The following is a 24678-nucleotide window of genomic DNA, read 5'->3' as shown; positions in this document are numbered from 1 at the left end:
TTGTGTTTAAAAATAATTTAGTAGTTTTTGATAATAATCGTTATTGTTAACCAGTTGACTGTGGCTGCCCTGAGCAACAATTTCTCCTTGCTGCATGACGATTATTTTATCCATTTTTTCTAACATCAAAGGTTTGTGAGTGATCACCAGTAAGCTTTGTTGCTGTCGCTTCACATGGGCTAATATATTACGCATAATCTGTTCTTCATTATGACGGTCTAACCCTTTTGTTGGTTCATCTAAAATCAGCACACTGGCAGAGCGCAGTAGTAATTGGGCAATTTGTAATCGCTGAGCTTGACCACCTGACAACCCTGCACCACTGGTTCCTAACCAAGTATCTAAACCTTTGGGTAAGCCCTCAATAAAATCAATTATGTTAACTAATTGACAGACTTTACGCATTTCTTCATGCGTAGCATCGTGTTTAGCTAAACGTAAATTATCCGCAATACTTGCCTCAAAGATATGCCCTTGCTGGCTCATCAAGGCAATATGTTGGCGCAGAGACTCATGTTCTATCAAGCTCAAATCACAATCGGCAATAGTAATCCTGCCTTTGTTATTTTTACTTTCGGTGGCATTTGATGAGGGGTTCGTTAAAGAATTAAAAGAAGCATTTATTGATGAAAGAGCCTGCCCGGTCGGCCAAAAGCCCATCAGTAAATTAACTAATGTTGACTTCCCTGCCCCACTTGCACCAATAATTGCAACTTTTTCGCCGGCTTTTATTGATAAGTTTATATCAATTAAACTAGGCGTTTTTTTCTCTGGATAACTAAAAGTGAAGTTCTCAAAATGAATATCACCATGTTTCACTCTCTCAACGCCAATATCTACAGGTATTTCTTTATCGATAATAGCGAATAACCTTGCCGCGCTGGCTAGGCTTTGCGGTAACAACTGCAATGCCAATGGCATGCTACTCACGGTTTCAAAGCTCACCAATACCAATAAAATAACCGCGACTAAAGACTTACTGTCAACTTCGCCCGTTGATAACTGTGGTAATAACAGTAATAAGCACGCTAACGCTGATAAATGAATAAGTAGAAAAATTATCGCTGTCAATCTGGCATTAATTTTAACTAAGCGATAACGCACACCATAATATTGTTTGGTAATGTTTGCTATTGAGCGCTGATAACTGATGCTTACTTGGTACACCAATAGCGTTTTAATCGCGCCAATACCATTAACTAACTCTTCAGTGAGATGACTTTCTAGGTGAGATTTTTCTTGCGAGAGTATTGTTGACGCTAAATAACTGATCACCGGGAAAACAAGTCCGACAATCAAAAATGCCGCTAGCATGACCCAAGCAATAGTGGGTGAGAAAATAGCAAGTGCATAACAAACAATAGGGACTGATATTAGGGCAACCACAATAGGTAGCAGTACCCGTAAATAGAAATTATCAAGATTATCTATATCTTGCTGCAACCTTGCTAACAAATCACCCGAGCGTAAATTAATACGGTAATAAGGTAGTAGCAGCTCTAGCTGTTGATAGAAGTAATGGCGTAAATGTGCCAGTGCATTAAACGTTGCTCGATGCGTTAACATCCGTTCTGCGTAGCGACCCGCGGTGCGCACTATGGCTAAAAAACGAATAATTGCCGCAGGGGTAAAGTAATTGACCGTGATACCTGTTGTTCCGGCAATGGCCATCAAGGTAATAAACCAGCCTGACACTGCCAGTAAACTAATATTGGCTAACACGGTAATGACTGACAATAATGCGCCAAGTAACATTAACGGCAACTGCGGTTTAAGTAAGCAAATTAAGCGTATAAAGACCTTCATACATTCACCTGCTGCGCGTAATAGCCATCATGACTTAACAGCTCTTGATGTGTGCCCGTTTCGATGACTTTCCCTTGCTCAAGCACAATGATTTTTTTTGCGTCGATAACAGTATGTAAACGATGGGCAATAACGATGACAATATGATTTTCAGCATATGCATTGATTGAAGAGGTGATGATTTGTTCAGTTTGTTGATCAAGGTGGCTTGTTGGTTCATCTAGTATCAAAACATCAGGTTGATGATAGAATACTCGCGCAAGCGCTAAACGTTGTGCTTGTCCACCTGAGAGCCCTGCTCCGTCTTCGCCAATTTCACTCTCAATACCTTGTTCAAGGGTTTGCACAAAGCTGGCTAATCCTGCCTTTTCTAGTGCTTCGATCACTAAGTCATCTTGATAATTATCAGATAAGGCAATATTAAAAGCTAATGAGCCATAGAATACTTGTGCTTGTTGGGAAATCCATCCGCAATGTTTCAACCAGTGATCACGATTAGCAGCAGTTAACGGCTGATTGTTGACTACGACCTGCCCAGAATCTGGTTGAACAAATCCTAACACCATGTCTATCAAGGTTGACTTGCCAGAGCCACTTTCACCTATGACGGCATATAAACCCTGAGATGAGAATTCAATATTTACTTGAGTTAAAGCATTACTGCGGTCAGGGTAAGCAAACTCTGCCTGCACAAGGCTGATAGAGAATGGTGCTGTAAATTTTTCTTCCAGCGAATAATGTACTTGTGGCTGACTCAGTACTTCAACCAAGTCTTCTGCTGCTGTGACGCCAGCCATCTTTGCATGATACTGGGTCCCGAGTTGTCTAAAAGGCAGATAAAATTCAGGCGCGAGTAATAGAACCCATAGCGCAAAAACGTAATCAACATCGCCATAATACAAACGAAAGCCGAGTACCACCGCCACTAATGCGATTGAAATAGAGGCTAAAAACTCTAAAACAAATGATGACAGAAAAGCAATTTTTAAAATGCCCATAGTTTCATCACCATAGTCATCACTGATTTTTTTTACCGCAGCGATTTCTCTACGAGAAGCGTTGAATATTTTAAGTTGTGTTAATCCTTGAATAATATCGAGAAAGTGACTGCTCATCCTTTGTAACTTAGCCCAATGTTCTTGATTTAAACGCTGTGCCTTATGACCAATGAGTATCATGAAAAATGGCACCATGGGCGCAGTAATTAACAAAATTAATCCTGATTGCCAATCAATGGGAAATACAGCGATAAGTATTGCTAGAGGTATAACCGCGCAGTAAGCAATTACCGGAAGATAACCCGCAAAGTAATCCTCCAATGAATCAATACCTTGATGCAATAAGTGACTTAACTTGGCACTGCCTTTAGTTTGCGTAAAAGCAGGACCGAACTGAAATAAGCGATTGAGCAATCGTGAACGAATATTGGCTTTAATATCCATAGCACCACGACGACTATAACATTCACTAAAATACCCTAATGCCGCACGACAAAAAATAACGGCGACTAATGCCATGCTTATTAGAGTGGTCTCTGAAAAAAGAATACTCTCTGTGGTTACACTGTTGCTTAAGCTATTCGTTAAACTCAGATCTTCACTCGGAAATATCACTAAATCAATAAGGTAAGCCAGCATTGCTGTTTGTATTATCATTAATAATCCATTTAATGATCCTAAGGCAATAGCGCGACTTAACTTACCGTGAGCGTATTTTTTCTGATATTTGAGCCAGTCGTTAACTTGCTTTTTTTGTTGTTCATTTTTCTCTGTCATTTCTACCAACTTATTACCGGCTCATTTTTAATGCTATGCACTCATTTTCTTTTACGCTTGATCGTCAGTGTCTTGGTCTTTAGCAACATTATCTACATGCTGCTCCATTTCATACCACATCACATTAATGATGCCCAATGACACCGCAAGTAATACGCCTAAAATCCAACTGAAATACCACATAATGTTTCCTCTGTTCTTGTTTAGTTTCGTGCCGACCAGATTAATAGGCGGTGTGATTATTCTGCTCAATTTCAGCGATGGTAACCGTACGCCACATTTTTTTGTAACACCAAAGGGTATAACCGATAATGATAGGGATAAAAAAGGCAACGACCATGAACATTAACCCTAACGTTCCTTCACTAGAGACGGTATCCCACATCAATAAACTGTGATTTGGAACACTGCTCGATGGCATAACAAATGGAAACATAGCAACGCCAGCGGTTAAAATAATACTGATAATAGTTAAAGAACTCCCGATAAAAGCAAATACTTTTACTGAGGTACTCTTACTTTTTATGCTCAACAAAAGTGCCACAAAAAGTGGTGCAACTACCCCAACAGCAGGTACTAGCCATAACAATGGAGCCTCTTTATAATTATTGAGCCAAGCCCCTGAACCTGTTGTCACTTCTTTTATTGTTGGCTGTGCTTGTCCCATGGTATCGATAGTACTAACAACCAAGTAACCATCAATATTTTTCCAAATCATCACCCCTCCCAATGCAAAAGAAAGCGATAATACGACGGCAACCACACGACCAATATTGGCTGAACGCTGAGCAACATCAGCATCTGTTCTCATGACTAACCACGTTGAACCATGCAGCAACATCATGGCTACGCTCACTACACCCGTTAATAACGTAAAAGGGGTAAATAAAGCAAAAAATGAACCGGTATACGTTACCCGCATGAGCGAATCAAAGCCAAAAGGTACACCTTGTAATAAATTACCAAAGGCAACACCGAACACTAAGGGTGGCACCATAGAGCCAACAAATAATGCTTTGTCCCAGTTAGTTCGCCACTTTAATGAGTCAATTTTACTACGGTAATCAAAGGCAAGAGGACGTAAAAACAAACTAAATAGTGTTAACATCATGGCAAAATAAAAACCGCTAAAAGCCGTTGCATACACTAAAGGCCACGCCGCAAACAAAGAAGCGCCTGCGGTAATAAACCAAACTTGGTTGCCATCCCAGTGCGCACCAACCGTATTGATAACCACTCGACTCTCGACATCTTTTTTAGCAACAAAGGGCAACAAACCACCTACGCCCATATCCATACCATCGGTGATTGCAAAACCGATGAAAAGAAAACCGATAAGACACCACCATATAAATTTTAATGTTTCGTAATCAAACACATCTTTCTCCTTAAGAATTCTGGCTGCGAAGACCAGACGTTAACTCTGGTGCTTGTTCAAAATGATAACGTCCAGTGTGTAAAGCACTGGGACCCAAACGCGCAAACTTAATCATCAAGTACATTTCGATAACAAATAAAATGCTGTAAACAACAATGAAGGCAATAAGAGAAAACAGCACATCGCTTGCCGCTAACGATGAAGTAGATAAGAAGGTCGGCAATATTTCACTAATTGCCCAAGGCTGACGTCCAAATTCAGCAACAAACCAACCCGTTTCTATCGCTATCCAGGGTAGCGGTAATGCATAAAATATTGATTTTAGTAACCAACGTTTTTGTTCGATTTGACGTCGCGCATTAAAATAAAATGCTAAACAAAATAGCAGTAACATAATAAAGCCGGAAGCAACCATCATGCGAAATGCCCAAAAAACAGGCGCTACCGGTGGCGTAGAATCTTTAACAGCCATTTGTATTTGTGCTTCGGTCGCATCGACTACCTTATCGGTATAACGCTTAAGTAGTAAACCGTAGCCAAGGTCATGTTTAGTTTCATTAAATTTAGCAAGGTTTTCAGGCGTGTCTTCACCATTACGTAGCTTAACTAAGTACTTGTAAGCGATCATGCCATTACGAATACGCGGTTCATGCGCTTTTTGTAAGTCTCGTAAACCAGTCACTTTTTCGTCTAAAGAGCGCGTGGCAATAAGGCCCAAAGCATAGGGGATTTTTACTGCATAATGGGTTTCCATTGCTTCATCATCTGGTATGCCGATTAAGGTAAATGCAGCAGGTGCTGGCTCGGTATGATATTCCGCTTCAATAGCAGCAAGTTTAACTCTTTGTACTTCACCTACCTCATAGCCTGATTCATCACCCAATAAAATAACGGAAAATATCGCTGCTAGACCAAATCCTGCGGCAACTGAAAAAGAACGTTTTGCAAACGCAATATCTCTGCCTTTAAGTAAGTAATAACTGCTAATGCTCAACACAAACATTGAACCAGCAACGTAGCCGCCCGCTACAGTGTGAATAAATTTAACTTGAGCAACCGGATTGAAAATAATTTCGCTAAAGCTCACTAGCTCCATACGCATTGTCATGTAGTTAAATTCACTTCCCACGGGGTTTTGCATCCAACCATTGGCAATCAAAATCCATAACGCAGAAAAATTGGTACCTAACGCCATAAGAAATGTGCCCATTAAATGCTGACGTTTACTTAATCTATCCCAACCTAAAAAGAACATTCCGACAAAAGTAGATTCAAGAAAAAAGGCCATTAGCCCTTCAATTGCTAACGGTGCGCCGAACACATCGCCGACATAATGAGAGTAGTATGACCAATTAGTACCAAACTCAAACTCCATCGTTAGACCGGTAGCCACACCAATCGCAAAATTGATACCAAATAGCTTGCCCCAAAACTTTGTCATATCGCGATAAATTTCACGCCCTGTCATGACATAAACAGCTTCCATGATAAATAAAATCCATGTTAAACCGATGGTTAAGGGAACAAACAAAAAATGGAATAGTGCGGTAACAGCAAACTGCCATCGCGATAATTCAACTAAAGCTTCACTTATCATGTTAATTACTCTCACTTCTGTGCTTTTGTTATTAAAAAGTTGTGCTGATGTGCATTCAACTAGCGTTCAATTTTCTAGAATGACACCGGATTAAAGTAAATATAGCTGATCGTTATAACCACGGTAGTTTTAATCACAAGCAAATGGAGAACGATTAAACAGCTGGCGGTTTAACCTCGTTGTTTCACCGGCAGTTATACAATTAGCTCTACTTATTACTCAATGAGTATTTAGCAATAAGTACGCCATAAAAAAACAAAAACCTAACTGACTGAAAAATAAGGAAATATAGGTTAGGTACAATAATAAATTCAAAATAACTTTCATTTAAGACATAAATGACATTAAATAATGACAGCCAGTGTCAATTATGACGTAAAAAATCAAGGGGTTCACAGCAAGTGGTACACCAAACTATTCAAGCAATTATCGAAGCTGTAGAGAAACCAGCAATATTCATTACCCATGATTACTCAATTGAAGCAGTTAATCAGGCTTATCGTGATACCTATACGACAGAAGTAATGCTAGGGAAAAGTAAGTGTTACGGGGTATCACATAATTTCACTAAACCTTGTGACCAAAAAGGCGAAGCCTGTCCCCTTTCATCATGTAAAGAAACAGGGAAAAACAGCTCTGCTTTGCACATTCATAAAACGGGCTCTGGTGATATTTATTGTAATATTCTGATGAAACCTGTTAAAGACAACAACGGCATGACCATTGGCTTTTTAGAAATACTAGAAAAGGTCGATTTTGCAAGTAGTGTTAGTAGCGATCTAAAATTAATTGGTAAAAGTGAGCCGTTTCAAGAGCTCCTCAAAATGATCACGCGTAGTGCAAAAAGTAATATCAGCATATTATTACAAGGTGAGACCGGAACAGGTAAAGAACTCGCGGCTTTATCAATACATCAAGCAAGTAAGCGAGCTGATCAGCCTTTTATAGAAGTTGAATGTACCGGGCTCAACGAATCCTTATTTGAATCAGAGTTATTTGGCCATGAAAAAGGCGCGTTTACGGGCGCAAACACCAGTAAAAAAGGTTTAGTGTGTATGGCAAATGGTGGCACCTTATTTTTAGATGAAATAGGCGACGTGCCACTGAATTTGCAAGTAAAATTATTACGATTACTTGAAACAGGTCATTATCGACGTGTCGGTAGTGTTGAAAAGCAAATGGCCAACTTTCGGCTAATTTGTGCCAGTCATAAGAATTTAGAAAAGATGGTTGAAGACGGTGAATTTAGAGAAGATTTATATTACCGGATTGCCGCTTTTCCCATTAGTTTGCCAACACTAAGACAAAGAAAGTCTGATGTTTCGTTATTAGCAGAGCATTTATTATCAAAAAGTGAATTTTCCTCGAAAAAGTTTACCTCTGAAGCCTTAGTTGCATTATCTCATTATCATTACCCAGGTAATGTCAGAGAGCTTAAAAACATAGTGCAACGAAGTGCCTTATTAAGTGATGATGACTTAATAAGCATTGAACACTTACCCAAAAATCTTGTCGGTTTAAACGAGATAGAAACTCACTCAAGCAATCTACTATCAAACGAAAAAGAGCACATAACCAAATTGCTTAACCAATATGGTAACCAACCCAAAACCATCGCTGATAACTTAGAAGTTAGCGTTAGAACCTTATACAGAAAACTGCAAAAGCATCAGTTAAACATCAAAGACTTTTCTTCGACTAAATAAAAATGCCTCTTATTCTTAGAGGCATCGGTAATCCATTTAACCAATGAGCGCTATTTGGCTTTTAGACTAAGGGGTAGCGTTATTTCTGATTTCTCAATATTGGCAAGCTTGTTTTCAATTTCAATACTACTGTCGAGTAAGAACACATTAACAGTTGGCACTTGAGCCGTTTCAATCAGGTGCTTTTGAATTTGTAATGCGCGTTGTTTTGCCAGCATTAAATATTCTGCGTCTGTTATCGGTGTTTCAGCAAGCATAAACTTAATCGCCTCATTAAAGAGTTTCTCTTTAGCTAGTTCCTGATCTTCTTTAGTTAACGTAGGAGCAACGTCTACTTGATTTGAAGGTTCTTCTTTCGGATTTTCTTGCGCTGTTTGTTTATTCAACGAATGGTAATAAGTAACTAACGATTTTTTCTCATCTTCGCTGAGCACGCCCGATAAGGTTTTAGGCGCAATTTGCAATTGTTTTAATATTTTTGCATACGCCATTTCGTCATGATCAATTAAGTTTGAACTTAATCCTCTTATTTCTATGTATAAAGAAGGTCGCTGTAATAATGCTTTGGCGAGTGAATTAAGTTTGCCCTGCTCCGCCTCATTAAGTTCAAAACTATTTGCGGTAAAAATCACATGATCTAAATTGTCATTATCTCCCTCAACCAAGCTTGCTAACGCTTTAAAAGGAGAGCTTATAATACCGGTAATCAAATTCCCCAATGCACCCCAAACCAAACTTGAATATTTAAAATCTGGGTTATCGATGTCACCTCGAATAGGCAAGTTAAATTCTATTACCCCATCGCTATCTTTTAGCAGAGATAATGCAAATTTTATCGGTAAGCTGGTGGCTTCTTCGCTGTTAACAACCTCACCTAAAGTGAGCTGATCTAACGTTACATTATTTTCAGCAACCAGCTTATTATTAGACAATTTATAATTTAACCCTAAACTCAGTTTGCCTTTATCTATTGCATAGCCAGCAAATTTCCCACTATAAGGTGTAAATGTCGTTAACTCAATTCCATTAAATAACATGTCAATATCAGTGAAGGCATCATGACTTAGCGGGTTCACGGAACCTTTGATAATAACAGGCGCATATTTATCGACTTTACCTTTTAAATCTATTTTTGCTCTGCTGTCTTCATTGGAAGATAATCCTGTGATATCGCCATTTAGACTATAAATTCCAGCACTGAATTTAGGAGTTAGTGAGCTATCTGAGAAATCCAATTTCCCATTAGTTATATTGATTTCATTAATATCTGCTGTAAAACTTTGCTCTGCTGAGCTGACTTCATTGTTAACCTCAGACTTACTGTTTTTCGTCTCTGAATCTGACGCATCTGCTTGTTCCACTTTCATCAATTGTTGAATATTGGTAGTACTACCTTCATTAATAACTAGACGTAGAAAAGGTTCATTAATATTAATCGCAGACAAGTTCAAACGTTGCGCTGGGTAACTAAATTGCATATCGTTTAAAGTTAAATTTTCCCAACTTAAAAACTCTTCATTTAATGTTGTCTCAATGACATTTAGCGAACTTACTTTAATATCACCCTTAATATTCAATAAAGGAGTAACCTTAGCAGCGTCAATATCTATCATTAAGTTTGTCGCTAACTCACCATTAAGTATTTTCATGTTAGCAACAGAGTTAATATAAGGCTGGAAATCTTTTAGCGATATTTGCTCGGTATCAAGGGCTAGGGACAACTGTTTAGATTCAGGTTTTATTGTGCCCTTCAGGTTAATAATACCTTGAGTGTTCAAGCCTATAGTTGAGGATAATAGTGCTAATTCGTCGGTAAAAGGTTTTAAATGTTCAATTGTTAATGACTTTATTGTGACGTCATGAATTGCTATGGGTGATACTGAACTATCGTTAATGACAATATTATTATTACTTGTACTGATGACCTTTATTTCTAGATCCCAGTTCTCACGCTTATTATCCTTATGTTTTACGGCTTGATCTTTTTCAATCGAACTTTCCGTTGAAACTTCAGTTTTATTAGTACTCACTGATTGATTTAGCTGCTGTAGTATAAATAATTTTTCTATATCAAACTGCGATAACTTGTCCCGGCTCACCGCAATAAAACTGCCTGTGTTAGAAATACTATTAATTACTATTTTTTTATCCGATGAACTCAATTGCTCAAGGTCTACACTTAGTTCATCCGAGGTAATTATTTTTTTGTTGTCATCTCTACGGCGGATTTCTAATGCTGAAATTGAAGCCATTAAATTATTGATAATAAATTGTGGCTGTTCACCTGCAAAGTTAAAATCATAATGACTATTAACCTTCAATGACCCTTCAGTAATATTGAATAATATTCTTTGCTGCAAATAGTCTGAGACAATCTTTAATGGACTGACAAAACTAATATCACCTGAAGACTTAAGCGGAGATAAACTAAATTTTCCGTGCCAGTTGAGCTCAGTACCTTGTGATGTTTTAGCTTTAACAAGGTGCATATTATTGTCACCCGCTTTAGTGGAGAAATTATCCAACGCAACATTAATTTCTTTAATTGTATGGTGGTAAGCTGTTTCTCTATTCTGATCACTGAAGTTGATAATCCCTTCATTATGACGAAACTTATCTATTGATAAAATCCAAGCAGCTTCATTCGTATTTTCACTGTCAACTTCACTATCGAGAGCGGTATTTTTAAGGATAATATCTTGAAAGTTGAATTCACCATTAGCAAGTATGATTACGCTAACTTCGGGTTTATTAATAATTATTTCGTCAAAAGAAATCGTTTTTTGTAAAAGCGGAAAGGCTTGCAAATTTACCGTTAACAAATCGAAATCAAGTAGTTTATCGGTATGCTTACCGCTAATACTGAAACCTTTTAAGGTAATTGATAAAGTGAACGGGTTAAATTCGATAACGTCTAATTGCGCTTGTCGTTCTAATTTTTCTGTCACTGTGTCAATGATGAGTGGTTTTACTATAAGAGGTAAGATAAAAAAGCCACTTATGGCATATAGGAATATCACAATGCCACTATAAATGATGGCTTTAATACGCTTATTTAATAAAGAAAACTTTTGCCAAAAGGTCATAATAAAACTCATTTAATATACTTATTCAAACACGGGTTTGGATATGGAAAATAGTCACTATCTAATCATTTTATCCCGTAAATTACCATTATTTTCAAAAGTTTAAATATCATAAAACGATAAAGTATTAATCGCTCTACTTTTGAGGTGCTGATAAATTGAAATCAGGCGACATAACATTTTATCTCGATGAAATGTTATGCCTAAAGACTTAGTATAGAAAAAGTTAACTATTTATCGAGAAAACAATGATTGTTCATGCACTCTGAGATAAGCATATTGCTTGAAAATTAGTATACATATTGCTTTAACTAACCGTAAAACAAATAAAATGTCGACATTTCGCACAAAATTTACGATTTCTATTGCTCAATTCACAGTTATTTTTTAGTATGTTAGTGACAACCATAATTAAGGAATAATAATAATGAACAAAAGTGAATTGGTAGAGAAAATCGCTGAAGGCGCAGACATTTCAAAAGCTTCAGCTGGCCGTGCTTTAGATAGTTTAATTGGTTCTGTAACAACTGAATTAGCTAATGGCGGTGATGTCGCATTAGTGGGTTTTGGTACTTACAAAGTAAATGACCGTGCTGCTCGTACAGGTCGCAATCCTCAAACAGGTGCAGAGATCCAAATTTCTGCGGCGAAAGTACCTGCTTTTAAAGCGGGTAAAGCATTGAAAGACGCGGTAAACGTTTAGTCATTTGATGTCAAATAAGCCCCCCTTAATATAGGGGGCTTATTTGTGACTGATACAGAGTTTCCCTATCTAACAAAAGCTTTATCAAGCAAAAGCTCGATTATCTCTTCTCGCTCTGATAAAACCATCAGTAATGCTAAATCCTTTTCTCGTAACTGTTCTACAATATAGTTTGCTCCTTTAAAAGGACTATCTGCAATATAAATGTCACTTCTTTTCATGCCATAAGCCAGCGCCGTATCTACAATAAGCTGAGGTATTTCTCCCAATGTTCTCCCTCGTAAATAAGGAACTAACTCCGCAGCAACGATGAAATCAGGTTTCATTTTTAATGCCGTTTTAGTCATATTGATGATCTCATTGTCAGTTCGATCTCCCGCATGACTTAGCATTAAAAATTTACGCTGTGCTTTCATATTCGCCGTGGTTACAGCCATCGCTTCCATGCTATGAACATTATGTGCAAAGTCCATGATCACTTCTGCACTTTTAACAGTAAAATGATTACCTCTGCCGGGATTATCCTCAACATTGCTGGCAAAATTTGATAGCGCTATTTTAATAGCCTCATTCTCAACATTGAGACATTTAGCTAACGCGATAGCGCCAAGGGCATTTTGAATATTGTGCAAAGCCGCACCGTTTAGCGTCATAGGAATGTCATTAACCGCAATGATTACCGACTCTTCATTACCGACTGAATAAACCAAGTGTTGTTCTCTAACAAAACAAACAGCGCCACCTTTTTGTTTATGTTGCTGTAATGTCGCATTATCTTCATGTAAGGAAAACCATGACTTAGTAACGGGTATTTCAGGCGCTAAAACAACTAAATTTTCATCATCTGCATTGAGCACCAACCTGCCCTTATCTTGCCTATTATGCTCCTGCCCTTTATCTTCTAAGTTAGGTAGCAACCCTTTAGCAACAACAGCTTTAGCTTGAGCCAATGCTGAAACAGTATTAATACCATATTGCCCTAGGTGATCCTCGGCAATATTAGTGATCAATGCTGCATCTACATTATCTATCGGTAATCCTCTACGTAAAATTCCACCCCGAGCAACTTCTAAAATAGCGGTTTCTGTATCAGGGTGTCGTAATAACATTCTTGCACCTCCCGGACCAGAATAGTCGCCATGATCAATAATATTATCGCCTACCCGGATAAAATCGGTTGAGGTAACACCACAACATTTACCCGCTTGTTTGATAATTTGCGACATAATGCGAACACTGGTCGATTTGCCATTAGTGCCTGTTACATAAGCCAGTGGAATCGATTTGTATTGTGACCAGTTTATAGTTGATACCTCAGGCAATGCTGATATTGGCCAACTTTGTGCCGTAGTACCATAACCCAATGAAAATTCATCATCATCAACCAAATAGACAATATTTTTAGACGTTGACTGCTTAATTAACTCAAGTAACTCTGGATTGACTTCCTCAGCTATCAATTGGTTTAAACGACTTATTGCTGCTGAAATTGATTCTTCATTGGGTGTTTGAGTTAATTCATTACAGGTAAGCTGCCATGCTAACTCATTCAAATCACACGCAGCATAAAGTGCATCTAAGGGTGCGCTAATGGCAATAGATATTCCATCTTCGAAAATTCGAGAGAACGTTTTTTCCTCTAACCAGTTAACGGCGTTGAGTAACTGTTGAGCATACTTTGACCAAACATTTACCACGGTAATTTTATCAATACCTGATACAAAAGCATCAATGATTGCGCCAGGCTGATCGGATAATAAATTTCTACCCGTCAGCCGACGATTATCATCTAAGCTCAGTGTTATATTTTCTTTTAGCATATATTACTTCGCTTTTGGAACTGTGTTTATCAATGAGAAATCGAACGATTAATCACTATCTTCGTCGTGTTCAGATACCACACGAACACCTCGTTCATCGGTAACAATTTTCATACCGCTTTCCAAAACAAAAGTATCTGGCTCGCTGGTTTCTAGCATAGAAACAACGGTTTGAACGGCTGTTTTTTCTGCTTCTTGCTCAGGCTCGTGACCACTATTGAAATTAATAATTTGTTTCCAACAGCGTGTAATAGCATCACCAAAGATCATCAATAAGTCATCAGTATTTGCGAGTTCAAGCCCTTTGTTTATTGCCTCTACTTCATCTGAAATACAATATATTTGTGATTCATCAATTCCTTCAGCTCTTAATGACGACGCTAAGAGTTCTGGAACTTCATTGACTCCTCGACCACGTCTATTATCATCGGCCTTACAAATGTAGATATCGAAATGCCCAGCTGCCGCTTTAGCAATATTCACTATATCTTCATCACGACGATCACCTGGGCCTGCCAGCACAGTAATACGCTTACCTTTAACTTCTAACTTACTCGCCAGTTCACTCATGCAACGCACACCATCTGCATTATGAGCATAATCAAGTATTACTCTAAAGTGATGTTCATCAAAAACATTCATTCTTCCGGGTGCTTGATAAAAGGTCGTGGTAAAGGTTCTTAAACCTTGTTGAATTGCCTCGAGCGGTTTATCTAAACAATAAGCTAAGGCTGCAGCAAACATAGCGTTTTGCACATTGTGCAGTGCTTTACCTTCCAAGGTCGCAGGAATTAAATGGGTCCAAAGTAAGGGAATATGAGTGCCGTTATCAAAAATGGTGATCATGTCACCGTTGATACCTTTTTCTAATACTACCGCACGACCGCCTGCACGAATATGCTCGCGGACTAAACTATGGCCGGTGTTCATAGTGACATAGCATAAGTGTTTAGCTTTGGTATGTTCAGCCATTTTTAAACACTGAGGGTCATCAGCATTAAGAACAACACTATCTTTGGCTACTTCAACAACAATACGTTTAACTTCAGCAAGTTGATCAAGCGTATCTATGCCTCTAAGGCCTAAATGATCTTCTTGAACATTAATACAAGCTGCTACATCACATTCATTGTAACCAAGACCTGAACGAGCAATACCCCCACGTGCTGTTTCTAACACGGCAATATCTACCGAGGGATCGCGTAAAACAATCTGAGATGAAACAGGACCAGTCATGTCACCTTTAACAGATAATTGACCATCAACATAAACGCCATCGGTAGACGTCATACCGACCACATGCCCAGCACTTTTTAAGATATGAGCTAACATTCTAGAAGTTGTCGTTTTACCATTTGTACCGGTAATTCCGGCAATAGGAATGCGCTTAGGTATCGATGGCGGGAACAACATATCAATGACTTTTCCAGCCACATCTCTTGGTTTGCCTTCACTTGGCGCTACATGCATTCTAAAGCCAGGTGCAGCATTAACTTCAACAATACCGCCACCAATATCTTTGTAAGATTGAGTGATATCAGACGTTAAAAAGTCAACCCCGCCGATATCTAGACCAACAGCTTTTACTGCACGTTCAGCCATGGTCTTATTGTCAGGATGAACCACATCAGTCATATCAATAGCGGTACCGCCAGTCGACAAATTAGCGGTTGAACGTAAGTAAAATATTTCACCTTTGGGTAACACAGTGCCTTGTGTATAATCGGCTTCTTCTAATAACCGTTCGGCTTGGGTGTCTAATTCTAACTGGGTCAGTACTTTTTCATGACCAACGCCTCGGCGAGGGTCTTCATTGACAATATCAATCAACTGACTGATATTATTAACGCCATCACCAATTATATGACCAGGTACACGTTTCGCAACAGCAACTAATTCGCCGTTAATAACCAGCATGCGATGGTCTAATCCTGTTAAGAAAGATTCAACTAAAACGGCCCTACTGGTACCCTGTTCTTTGGCAAAGGCAAAAGCGGTAATGACTTGCTCTTCCGTGTTTAAATCAATAGAAACACCACGACCATGATTCGCATTTAACGGCTTTAATACCACTGGATAGCCAATGCGTTTTGCCATTCTTACCGCTTGCGTATCTGAATACACCATACGTTGCTGAGGAACCGGTAAGCCGAGATCATTTAATAAATTATGGGTGTCTTCTTTATCACAAGAAATCTCAACGGCAATATGCTTAGTTTCACTGGTGATGGTTGCCTGAATTCGCTTTTGATATTTACCATGGCCAAATTGAACTAGGCTGTACTCATTTAAGCGTAACCAAGGAATATCACGTTCTTCTGCAGCATCAACTAATGATTGGGTACTAGGACCGAATTCTTTACGTTGAGCAAAACGAATAAAATCAGCTAACTCTTGCTGAAAATCAAAGTCGTCTTCAATTTTGGTTTGTAACTCAACTTGAATAGCAACAGGCATTAATGAAATTAATAGATTTCTCGCCAATATCGCCGCTTCAAGGCCGACATCACGTTGTTTGTACTGGAAAACCATGTTGTATTCAGCGACTTTACCTGTGCCACGTGTTTTACCAAACGTGACTTCTGTGCCTGCAATACATTGTAATTCGAGGGTAACATGCTCCCAAATATGAGCAATCCAGGTACCGTCATCTTCTTTTAAGCGTCTGATAAAACCACCAGGCTCTCCATAAGAGCAACCATGCTGGTCTAAACTTGGCAGGTGAGTGAGTAATCCTTGAATAAATTCATTACCCAGTCTAACTGAGGGATATTTTTCCAAAATGCCGATATCTACTATATGGCGAATCACAGGAAAATGAGCATAAACATTAGGGCCAACATACACGTTGGAAGATTGTATTTTCATAGTGATTTCCTTTATTACTCTGACGAGAACTTTATATTATCCAATAACAACTAGACTACGATTACAACTACATAAAACGTCGTTTAGAAAAGATAACACGGTTTTATTGAAGCGCAAACTACTTGCTAAATAATATTTTTAGAGGGAATATGAAAACGTTGGGGGTACGGTTAAATGGATGAAATATAAAAATAAAAGCCTGACAACTAAAAAGGTGGCAGGCTTTAAAAAGAAGGATAATTTACCTGCTGGTCTAAGTTGCAGGTTTCGCTATTCTTTCGTTGATACAATAAGTTGCGCCGGGGCTAAGCACGTGCAACTTTAGTCCAATTAACGTTATGGCTTCGCCTCTATTAGCATCAGCCATTGAACTGTGGGTTAAATCTGAAGGGTCAACCACAGTAATGCTACCGTGACCAACGACTTCCAAAGTTCCTGACGGATCAATAAAGGCAGCTGTATTTTCACAAATACCAAGACCTGAAGCAAATGGGTTGTAAGAGATGGCCGATAACAAACGTCCTAATCGGTTTCGTTGGCTAAAATGCTGATCAATTATGACTTTATTAATCAATCCCATACCTGGTGCAAAAGTAACCCCTTCTTCATTGGGTAAAGCCCCAGTGCGTCCGCCGGCAATCATATGGCCAGGCATAATAGCTGCTCCTGCAGAGGTACCGGCAACATGAACACCTGCAGCATTAAGTTTACGAATGCTTTGAGCCACCGGAGTACCACCTAAAATAGTAGACAAGCGTAATTGGTTACCACCAGTGATAAAAATGCCAGTGGCATTGTTTAATTCTGCTAGATAGTCTTCACTATTTGCCTGCTCACGATCATTAATAGGCAAAGAAACAGCTTTCTTCACACCTAATTCATGAAAAACAGTTTCATAATTTGACCCTGTATCATCGAGTTGTGATGCGGTTGGAATAATAACTATATAAGCATTCTCTCCACCACAAAGCTCAACAAAACGCTTTAAAATAATAGGATCATTTACGCGTTCTTCTGCCCCCCCGATTGGGATTACGAATCCCCTTTGTTGACCGTCAGTCGTTTTTGCTGGACACATATTTACCTCTATTCGAATGTACCTTTAATCATTGTTTGATTATTTTGCTTATGCCATACACCTTGTGCCATGACATCAGTAATTTCATACTTTTCATTCATCACCAATAAATCCGCATCAAAACCAACGGCGATTTGCCCTTTGTTTTTAAAACGTAAAATATTAGCAACATTGCTTGTTAACATAGGCAGAACGGTTTCAAGTGACAAACCTTTATTTAACGTTGCTACCAATGTTTCTCCTAATGTACTCGCTCGACCAAAATCCATATGTTGTAATTCACCTTGTGGGTCAAAACAAGGTAAGCAACCTCCGCCATCCGAGCTAAGGGTTATTTGTTCTAAGGGTAATTGCCTTTCAACAGCCATTTCAATTGCGTCACAAGCTTCCCAGCCTGGCTGAGCGGTTCCTGCGGGAAATGCTGTTAAGTCAATATGACAACCTTTACTTAATAATTTACAACTATCTTCAAACAAAGGTTTGTTACGATTAACATGCGTTGGATTAAATACTCGTGCAGGAAGTTCAGTTTCTCTTATTGCGCGTTCTATTAATTCTAAACGTCTTTCACCATCACCTAAATGAAAATGAATAACACCCGCTTTTCCAGTGATTAACCCTGCTACATGAGTTTCACTCGCTAAGCGAATCACTTCTTCAAACGTTGGTTGGCTAGAGCGATGATCACTAATGGCAAACTCTCCGATACCAATAACGGGTTCAAGAAAAGCAATATCTGACTTTGCACTACCCGTGATAGTCGTTAGAGGAAAGTGGTAGCCACCAGTCCAACAATAAGCCGATAATCCTTCTTCACGCAAGCCATAAACTCGGCTTAATAAATTTTCGGTACTGCGGGTAGTATCATCAGTGCCAAGTAAACCAACCACTGTGGTTACACCAGCATGAGTAAATTCAGTTAGACCAACAGGAGGTACTTGCGTCGCAAAACCTGCTTCTCCGCCGCCACCGGTAATGTGAGCATGACTATCAATAAAACCAGGCGTTAAAATAGCGCCATCAAAATTAATAACCTTAACGGGCCATTGTTTTGGGATGGTAATTTCGCCTTGGCCATGATCATAAATTGCGGCAATTTTATTACCTGCAATAAGAACATCTTTAATACCTAGGGGATTTGGTGCATAAATATTTACATTACACAATAATATGAGCATCGTTTGGCTATCGTTCATGGTAGATATAATGAAGTTGCATTTAGCTTAACTCATTAGTTTTTATGATAAAAAACATAATAAACAACAAACCAAATCAACACTGAAAAAAGTAAACGCCAATTGTAACACAATTTACTAGACTGAAATGAAATGTATGAATACGTTAGGTTTTATTATTATGCTTTCTTTGAATGGTATGAGTGACATGCAGATTGTTCATGAGGATTGACAGAAACATAATAGGCAAGCTTAAGCGTTATCTCTAGCTTTTATAACCTACTTTATACTAGTGATAAAAGGCTGTGAACAGCCTTTTACCACATCAATCAATTTAAGTAGTTACCGGAGTAACTCCGCTAAGTTTATTGGCACGTTTTTCATCTAACTTTAGATGAATACTACTGCCAACATAACCTGCGGCAATACCACAAATAGACGCAGCCAAAACAGCCATTAATACAGTACTCGCTTCATTAAAGGCAAAAGGAGCAAGTAAACCAGGTATTGGAGCAGCAGTGCCCGGAGCATCGTTGATGATATTAAAATAAACCGCAACTAAACCAGATAAGGCTCCGCCGAAAAAGTTACAAGAATAAATCTTGAAGGCATTTCTTGTGACAATATCCGCTTGGGTGAGTGGCTCCAACATAATAGCGATAACTTTGTTTCTATCGCCTAATTTGAGTCTCTTCATTAAGATACCATTAGTGAAAGATCCGCCAACACAGGCAATTGCAGCTATTCCCATAGGAAGACCCGTCAAACCTAGGATAGCAGTAAGTGCCATAGAGCTTAATGGTGAAGTACAGATCATTTTGATTAAGCCACCAAGTAAAAAGCCCATAACATAAGGCGATGCAGAAGTAGCCCCAGTGATAGCTGAGCCTATAATGGCCATAATACTACCGACGACAGGCCCTGATGCATGAGCAATGATATAAGCACACGGTGCGAGAATTAAAGCGCCAACGATAACATCGATCCCCTCAGGAAGGTGTTTTTCAATAACTTTGGAAATAAAGTAACAAATATAGCCTGCAATAAAACCAGCCAATATACCGGTTCCTTCACGCCCTGAGTCTTTCAGTCAACTATTTTTAACAATAATAGTGGCGACTCTCTATCTCTGAGTGACTTCAGATATTTCGTTTCACTATAGTTCGTTCTCGACTTCCAGCAACGAAATAAAATCCGGATCCACTTAAACGCTAATGACCTTACCGCCGACTGATGAGAATTCCCCTTCCTTCTTTGTTGGGTGTAATACAAACCTGCCCAATAAGATGAATGAACGGTTTTAGCTGACCATTCTATAAATGATTGTCGAAGGAATGTTGAGCATTGCCAGCGCCAATGTACCCATGATTTTTGTCCGCTTCTGACGGTTACAGGAGCGACGCCAGCGTACATTTGTACTTCTGATGCAGTCGTAAACCGATCTCTATTTTCACCAAAGGCGACGAGTAACCGTGGTGCCATGCAAGGGCCTGCACTCGGTAAAGATTCAAAGAACTCTGCATCTGGTTGTTCATGAAATAACTTGTCTATCTCGATGTCGAACATGCCAATAGCTCTAACTGTTGTTATTATTTGATCTGAAATTGATATTGCTAGAAGCTGATGTGAATCAATTATAGCGGTATCTTCGGTGATGTATTGAGCATGATTAATGATCTCAATCCGCTTTTCAATTAGTGGCACTGAGCGCCCACCAGCAGCTAAAAAGAACTTTCTTATGGTATCCGCTCTTGCTCTTTTCAACTTTTGCAAACTAGGCCAGCGATGAATAAAATTGCAAAACATTTCCGAATCTCGATGGCTAAACATCTCTAATAATTGAGGAAAGTATTGTTTAAGGACGTATATCAATCGATTCCCAAAACGTCTTCTATCCTCAACTAATCGGCGTCGTTGCTCCACCAGGTACATGAGCTTCCGTATTGGTGTACTTTGTAAAGCAAGGGGTTTGATTTTTTTAGGGTAATTAATCATTAAATCCAAAGCTAACTCAGCATCTGTTGGATCATCTTTAGCTTTGCTCGGTGTAAATGCTTCACGATATTTAGCTAGCAGCAAGGGATTGATAGGGAAGATTGTGATGAAGTTGTATTTTTGCAAAGCATACACAATCGGTCCTTTTGTCAGCTCAATAGATATGGCCAGTTGCCCTCCAAATCGTTGATGTAAAGACTGTACCCAGTCATCTATTTTTTCTGGTGAGTGAGTTAAAACTCCAAATTCACGGGTCGATTGATTGACACCTTGAATACAAAAGTCGTGTTTTTTATCTGCCCAATCAATACCTATATGAGCAGTAAATTCAGTAGTGAACGTAGTCATATTACCTCCTAAACATTAAGGCGTTCAGTCAGTATGCTCAGCTCTTCGAAAGCAATATAGCCAGTAATGAATGGTACAAGCCCTGAGTATTCGTTATTGAGCTTAAGCGTACCTAAAACATCGAAAGCAAAGGAGTAAACATTTAATGTTATGTGGCAATTATTCGTATGAAATAGGCACTTACCTGAACAGATTAAGTATGGTCTTTATCAGGAGTTAAAGACTATATAGTGGCAATAGCAGCAACGATGGCAAAAACAGGATTAGCACCTAAGGCTAATGCGACAAGAGCTGCCGCAGCAGGCCCTCCCATAGACCCCGCAGCGAGGCCAGTTTCTCTTAGGAAATCAATTCCAAGAAAATCACCTGAGATGTAGGCATGAATAGCTTCAACGAGAAAACTAGCAACCGCCGCGGAGGCAAGTCCGCCCATGGCTTTTGTGCCGTAGGGCGCAAAACGACTAAATAAAGAAAATGCGGTTAACGCAGCGAGAAGAAGGGTAATACCCTTAAGTAATTCCATAAAAAATTCCTAAGCAAAGGCGGCATATGTTTTGTTTTTTTGAAGGTATGAAAAACTCAAATAATGATGAGCGTTCCCTTGTTAACATTGCCATGTAATTGTTGAAGCATTAATAATTCACTGTAGATATTTACTACTATCTAGCACCTATTAATAATGCTGTATTGATTATCTATCTGATCGATTATTGAGCTGGTTTTTAAATATCTAAAAATTTGACCTTTTCATTATTCATGTTTACTAAGATACAAAGGTTGAGATAGCGCAACAAAATACACTTTAAATGAAATAAAATCCACAATAGTGAATAAAGTTTCCTATAGGAAACTCGTTTATTTTGTTTAAATGGTCATTAAGCAATCAATTACATTGAGTTCATCACGAGAAGATACGCTGGGTGCATGGATAAACGTTGAGGGTTATTTTGTCTATACCCATTTTATTGTTGAAAAATACATCAAGGTTACTTGTATTAGAAAGCTATTATTATTCATTATCACGAGGTCTACCTTTGATATAATAATGATCACTGAATAAGCTTATTTATTTTTCAGAGTTCAGTGAGAGTAAACACCTATCAATCAATAATCATGATGTATTTTGAATACTTCACATTTAAAATATCAACAACATAGCACTACTTTATTAATTCAATAATAAAGAATCAGTTAATCAAAAACCGTTGCTAAATTAAATTGTTGCTTAGTAATACACTCACCAGAGGGCGCATAACTACGGTCATAGGTTTCAACATTACCTTCGACATCTTGCGTGATAATAGTGGTTGTTCGTGTCCCATAGGTAGGTGATTTAATAAAAATGGCACTGAGTAGTTGTTCCCATTCCTCATCAAGGCCTGTTTCAGGCAATAAATGCGGTAAAGCTTGTTTGTCATTGGTCATTAAATCAAACAAGGCTTCAATGGATAAGTTTTTTTGTGAACGTATAGTCTCACTTAGCAGCTTTTCTCCTCTTGCCATTTTAGGCCAAATATCATCTAACGCACCATTACAAATGCTATGCACTCCATCACTAAGCTGATGACTTTGATTATTTACACTGTCATAACAGTACAGTTGCTTCAAAGAACCATAGATGAGGTTAAAGCCGTGATATTGGCTTGCTTGCTGAGCCAACTCAGCTGTCATGTTTATTTTAGTGTCGACTAAAGCCTGTAAAACAAGATCGCCCCTAGATTTTTTAGGTGCCTCACTTAAGGGGAGTTTTCTAAAGTTAGTTAATGCGGCAAATTTTCCCGTTGACGATAAACCTAACCAAGTCCCGCCTGCTTGCAGATCTTTTCCTGCCAAGATATTGGACTCTTGCCAGACATGCATAGCCTGCGTTGGACGTTGATGAAACTCATCTCTATTAGCACAAATAATCAAGGGATACTTTGGGTGTTGCTCGATAGCAATAAATAATATGCACATGAATGAATTCTTAAATCGGCTTAAGTTAAGGCTTAACCTGATTATTGCACCCTGTTAATGTTGTGACTAGCTATTAATTGTTAAGTTATTGTCATGAGGATGACACTATATTTGGTGATAATTGGGAGAGGAGCTTTCTAAGTAAAAAATTCTACAAACACATTGTTACCATTTTAAAAGTTACTTTTAAAAAAATCGTTTTATAATTTATTAATAATAAATTTTTGAAACAACTGACGTTATCAACGGTCTATTGAAATACAGTGTATTAATGGAATTCAATATGAATAAAAGTTTTATAGCGTTATTTTTTATCACATCACTTATTACTACTAATAACGCAGTGGCTAACTCGGCGATAAACAAACTTGATAACCCAATAACCCAAGGCATAAACCATTTAGGTTTAACGGTCTCCAATTTAGAAAAATCTACTCAGTTTTTTACAGAGACATTGGGTTGGAAAGTCGTTGGTGGTTATGATGATTATCCGTCAAAATTTGTCACTGATGGCAAACTATTTTTGACACTCTGGCAAGTAACAAAACCATCAAAAAGTATCGCCTTTGACAGGAAAAATAACGTTGGCCTGCACCATTTAGCCTTAAGTGTTGCCAGTATAGAAGATTTAAAAACGCTTTATGAACGTTGTAAAAAGACAGATGGTGTCATTATTGAATTTTCACCTGAGCCTAACGGTGATGGTCCAACTATTCATATGATGATAAGAGAGCCAAGTGGTAACAGAATTGAATTTGCTGTTACGCCTAAATAAATATAATAATCACTGTGATGTTAGATTAGAACGATGTCGAAGTGTTAGCTATCCATCATAGTGATTTACTATTTTAAGCTATTGAAAATATCGCTGATAATGCAAGTATGTATACTAGTAATCAGACTGACAAAAAATAAGGAATAAACATGTTAACAAAACTTAAAAACTTCTTTAGCCAAGAGCTAAAAATTAATGACCAAGAAGATACACAAGATAAAATTCAGTTAGCCGCTGCTATATTACTCATCGAAGTTAATAGAGCAAGTTTAGAAAAATCATCTATTGAACAACAGGCAATTAAAGTCGCACTCGGAAAATCCTTTAATTTATCAGGACAAAAGCTTGATTCACTGGTTGAGCATGCAACCGCCCACGGTGAAGATGTTACCTCGCTTTACCCGTTTGTTAAGTTAATTAATGAAAATTATAGTGGCCAACAACGCGTTCAACTGGTGAAGACTCTTTGGGAGGTAGCATTAGCCGATCAAAAAATCAGTATTTATGAAGAACATTCCATTCGCCAAATTTCAGATTTACTACATGTACCGCACAGTGACTTTATTAAAACAAAATTGGAAGTATTAGAGTTAAACACTTAATTACTATTAG

The 24678-nt window shown here is 38.4% G+C and carries 18 protein-coding genes; 4 read left to right on the top strand and 14 right to left on the bottom strand.

Annotation, left to right across the window (positions count from 1 at the left end; translation table 11 throughout):
- Positions 1–6: 6 nt before the first annotated feature.
- From CXF79_RS02775 to CXF79_RS02755, 5 genes are read right to left on the bottom strand one after another with little or no spacing between them, the layout of a single operon-like run.
- Complete coding sequence (locus tag CXF79_RS02775) at positions 7–1806, bottom strand: amino acid ABC transporter ATP-binding/permease protein (protein WP_101153845.1); 1800 nt, start codon at positions 1804–1806, stop codon at positions 7–9.
- Positions 1803–3581, bottom strand: coding sequence for a thiol reductant ABC exporter subunit CydD (cydD, locus tag CXF79_RS02770; RefSeq protein WP_101153843.1), 1779 nt, complete (start codon positions 3579–3581; stop codon positions 1803–1805). Before cydD ends, CXF79_RS02775 begins: the two co-directional genes overlap by 4 nt.
- A 51-nt stretch (positions 3582–3632) precedes the next feature.
- A complete protein-coding gene (gene cydX / locus CXF79_RS02765) occupies positions 3633–3764 on the bottom strand; it encodes a cytochrome bd-I oxidase subunit CydX (protein WP_011042702.1) in 132 nt (43 codons plus the stop codon).
- Positions 3765–3804: 40 nt separating this feature from the next.
- Positions 3805–4959 carry a cytochrome d ubiquinol oxidase subunit II gene (gene cydB, locus CXF79_RS02760; protein WP_101153841.1) on the bottom strand — a complete coding sequence of 385 codons (1155 nt, stop codon included), beginning with the start codon at positions 4957–4959 and terminating at the stop codon, positions 3805–3807.
- 10 nt (positions 4960–4969) lie between these two features.
- Positions 4970–6556: a cytochrome ubiquinol oxidase subunit I gene (locus tag CXF79_RS02755; RefSeq protein ID WP_101153840.1), complete on the bottom strand. Its 1587-nt coding sequence runs from the start codon at positions 6554–6556 to the stop codon at positions 4970–4972.
- 401 nt (positions 6557–6957) lie between these two features.
- Between CXF79_RS02755 and CXF79_RS02750 the strand changes: the two genes are divergently transcribed.
- Positions 6958–8262, top strand: a complete 1305-nt coding sequence (locus CXF79_RS02750) for a sigma-54 interaction domain-containing protein (protein WP_011042699.1) — start codon at positions 6958–6960, stop codon at positions 8260–8262.
- Between the two features lie 50 nt (positions 8263–8312).
- Here CXF79_RS02750 and CXF79_RS02745 read toward each other — a convergent pair whose 3' ends face one another.
- Positions 8313–11348, bottom strand: a complete 3036-nt coding sequence (locus CXF79_RS02745) for a DUF748 domain-containing protein (protein WP_198560019.1) — start codon at positions 11346–11348, stop codon at positions 8313–8315.
- A 427-nt stretch (positions 11349–11775) separates the two neighbouring features.
- Here CXF79_RS02745 and CXF79_RS02740 point away from each other — a divergent pair, with 427 nt between their 5' ends.
- A complete protein-coding gene (locus CXF79_RS02740; protein WP_011042697.1) occupies positions 11776–12051 on the top strand; it encodes an HU family DNA-binding protein in 276 nt (91 codons plus the stop codon).
- 65 nt (positions 12052–12116) lie between these two features.
- Here CXF79_RS02740 and CXF79_RS02735 read toward each other — a convergent pair whose 3' ends face one another.
- From CXF79_RS02735 to CXF79_RS02700, 8 genes are all read right to left on the bottom strand, one after another.
- Positions 12117–13871, bottom strand: a complete 1755-nt coding sequence (locus tag CXF79_RS02735; RefSeq protein ID WP_232769060.1) for a Mur ligase family protein — start codon at positions 13869–13871, stop codon at positions 12117–12119.
- A 48-nt stretch (positions 13872–13919) separates the two neighbouring features.
- Entirely contained in the window at positions 13920–16739 is a 2820-nt protein-coding gene (gene cphA, locus CXF79_RS02730) for a cyanophycin synthetase (RefSeq protein ID WP_011042695.1), read from the bottom strand.
- A 253-nt stretch (positions 16740–16992) separates the two neighbouring features.
- The gene (locus tag CXF79_RS02725) at positions 16993–17817 is read right to left on the bottom strand and encodes a cyanophycinase (protein WP_011042694.1); all 825 of its coding nucleotides are present in this window, start codon (positions 17815–17817) and stop codon (positions 16993–16995) included.
- An 8-nt stretch (positions 17818–17825) separates the two neighbouring features.
- Complete coding sequence (gene iadA, locus CXF79_RS02720) at positions 17826–19013, bottom strand: beta-aspartyl-peptidase (RefSeq protein WP_011042693.1); 1188 nt, start codon at positions 19011–19013, stop codon at positions 17826–17828.
- 313 nt (positions 19014–19326) lie between these two features.
- A complete protein-coding gene (locus CXF79_RS02715) occupies positions 19327–20049 on the bottom strand; it encodes a PTS sugar transporter subunit IIC (protein WP_232769059.1) in 723 nt (240 codons plus the stop codon).
- A 29-nt stretch (positions 20050–20078) separates the two neighbouring features.
- Positions 20079–21335, bottom strand: a complete 1257-nt coding sequence (locus CXF79_RS02710; RefSeq protein WP_101153835.1) for an IS110 family transposase — start codon at positions 21333–21335, stop codon at positions 20079–20081.
- Between the two features lie 223 nt (positions 21336–21558).
- Complete coding sequence (locus tag CXF79_RS02705; protein WP_101153833.1) at positions 21559–21858, bottom strand: PTS sugar transporter subunit IIC; 300 nt, start codon at positions 21856–21858, stop codon at positions 21559–21561.
- Between the two features lie 668 nt (positions 21859–22526).
- Positions 22527–23291 carry an NRDE family protein gene (locus CXF79_RS02700; protein WP_101153832.1) on the bottom strand — a complete coding sequence of 255 codons (765 nt, stop codon included), beginning with the start codon at positions 23289–23291 and terminating at the stop codon, positions 22527–22529.
- A gap of 283 nt (positions 23292–23574) precedes the next feature.
- Here CXF79_RS02700 and CXF79_RS02695 point away from each other — a divergent pair, with 283 nt between their 5' ends.
- Together CXF79_RS02695 and CXF79_RS02690 are read left to right on the top strand one after the other, a co-directional pair.
- Entirely contained in the window at positions 23575–24066 is a 492-nt protein-coding gene (locus tag CXF79_RS02695; protein WP_232769058.1) for a VOC family protein, read from the top strand.
- Between the two features lie 149 nt (positions 24067–24215).
- The gene (locus tag CXF79_RS02690; RefSeq protein WP_011042669.1) at positions 24216–24668 is read left to right on the top strand and encodes a tellurite resistance TerB family protein; all 453 of its coding nucleotides are present in this window, start codon (positions 24216–24218) and stop codon (positions 24666–24668) included.
- The last annotated feature ends 10 nt before the right edge of the window (positions 24669–24678 follow it).

Origin of the sequence: Colwellia sp. Bg11-28 (assembly GCF_002836245.1) — a bacterium.
GTDB lineage: Bacteria > Pseudomonadota > Gammaproteobacteria > Enterobacterales > Alteromonadaceae > Colwellia > Colwellia psychrerythraea_A.
Note: the sequence above shows the minus strand (reverse complement) of the source record. Positions and strands in the feature narration are given on the sequence as shown.

Excerpts from the sequence above, each read along its gene's own strand:
- CXF79_RS02705 (WP_101153833.1), bottom strand. The coding sequence starts at position 21,858 with ATGGAATTACTTAAGGGTATTACCCTTCTTCTCGCTGCGTTAACCGCA.
- CXF79_RS02695 (WP_232769058.1), top strand. The coding sequence starts at position 23,575 with ATGAATAAAAGTTTTATAGCGTTATTTTTTATCACATCACTTATTACT.
- cydX (WP_011042702.1), bottom strand. The coding sequence starts at position 3,764 with ATGTGGTATTTCAGTTGGATTTTAGGCGTATTACTTGCGGTGTCATTG.
- CXF79_RS02690 (WP_011042669.1), top strand. The coding sequence starts at position 24,216 with ATGTTAACAAAACTTAAAAACTTCTTTAGCCAAGAGCTAAAAATTAAT.
- CXF79_RS02775 (WP_101153845.1), bottom strand. The coding sequence starts at position 1,806 with ATGAAGGTCTTTATACGCTTAATTTGCTTACTTAAACCGCAGTTGCCG.
- cphA (WP_011042695.1), bottom strand. The coding sequence starts at position 16,739 with ATGAAAATACAATCTTCCAACGTGTATGTTGGCCCTAATGTTTATGCT.
- CXF79_RS02740 (WP_011042697.1), top strand. The coding sequence starts at position 11,776 with ATGAACAAAAGTGAATTGGTAGAGAAAATCGCTGAAGGCGCAGACATT.
- cydD (WP_101153843.1), bottom strand. The coding sequence starts at position 3,581 with ATGACAGAGAAAAATGAACAACAAAAAAAGCAAGTTAACGACTGGCTC.
- CXF79_RS02725 (WP_011042694.1), bottom strand. The coding sequence starts at position 17,817 with ATGTGTCCAGCAAAAACGACTGACGGTCAACAAAGGGGATTCGTAATC.
- CXF79_RS02755 (WP_101153840.1), bottom strand. The coding sequence starts at position 6,556 with ATGATAAGTGAAGCTTTAGTTGAATTATCGCGATGGCAGTTTGCTGTT.
- CXF79_RS02745 (WP_198560019.1), bottom strand. The coding sequence starts at position 11,348 with ATGACCTTTTGGCAAAAGTTTTCTTTATTAAATAAGCGTATTAAAGCC.
- CXF79_RS02710 (WP_101153835.1), bottom strand. The coding sequence starts at position 21,335 with ATGACTACGTTCACTACTGAATTTACTGCTCATATAGGTATTGATTGG.
- iadA (WP_011042693.1), bottom strand. The coding sequence starts at position 19,013 with ATGAACGATAGCCAAACGATGCTCATATTATTGTGTAATGTAAATATT.
- CXF79_RS02735 (WP_232769060.1), bottom strand. The coding sequence starts at position 13,871 with ATGCTAAAAGAAAATATAACACTGAGCTTAGATGATAATCGTCGGCTG.
- CXF79_RS02700 (WP_101153832.1), bottom strand. The coding sequence starts at position 23,291 with ATGTGCATATTATTTATTGCTATCGAGCAACACCCAAAGTATCCCTTG.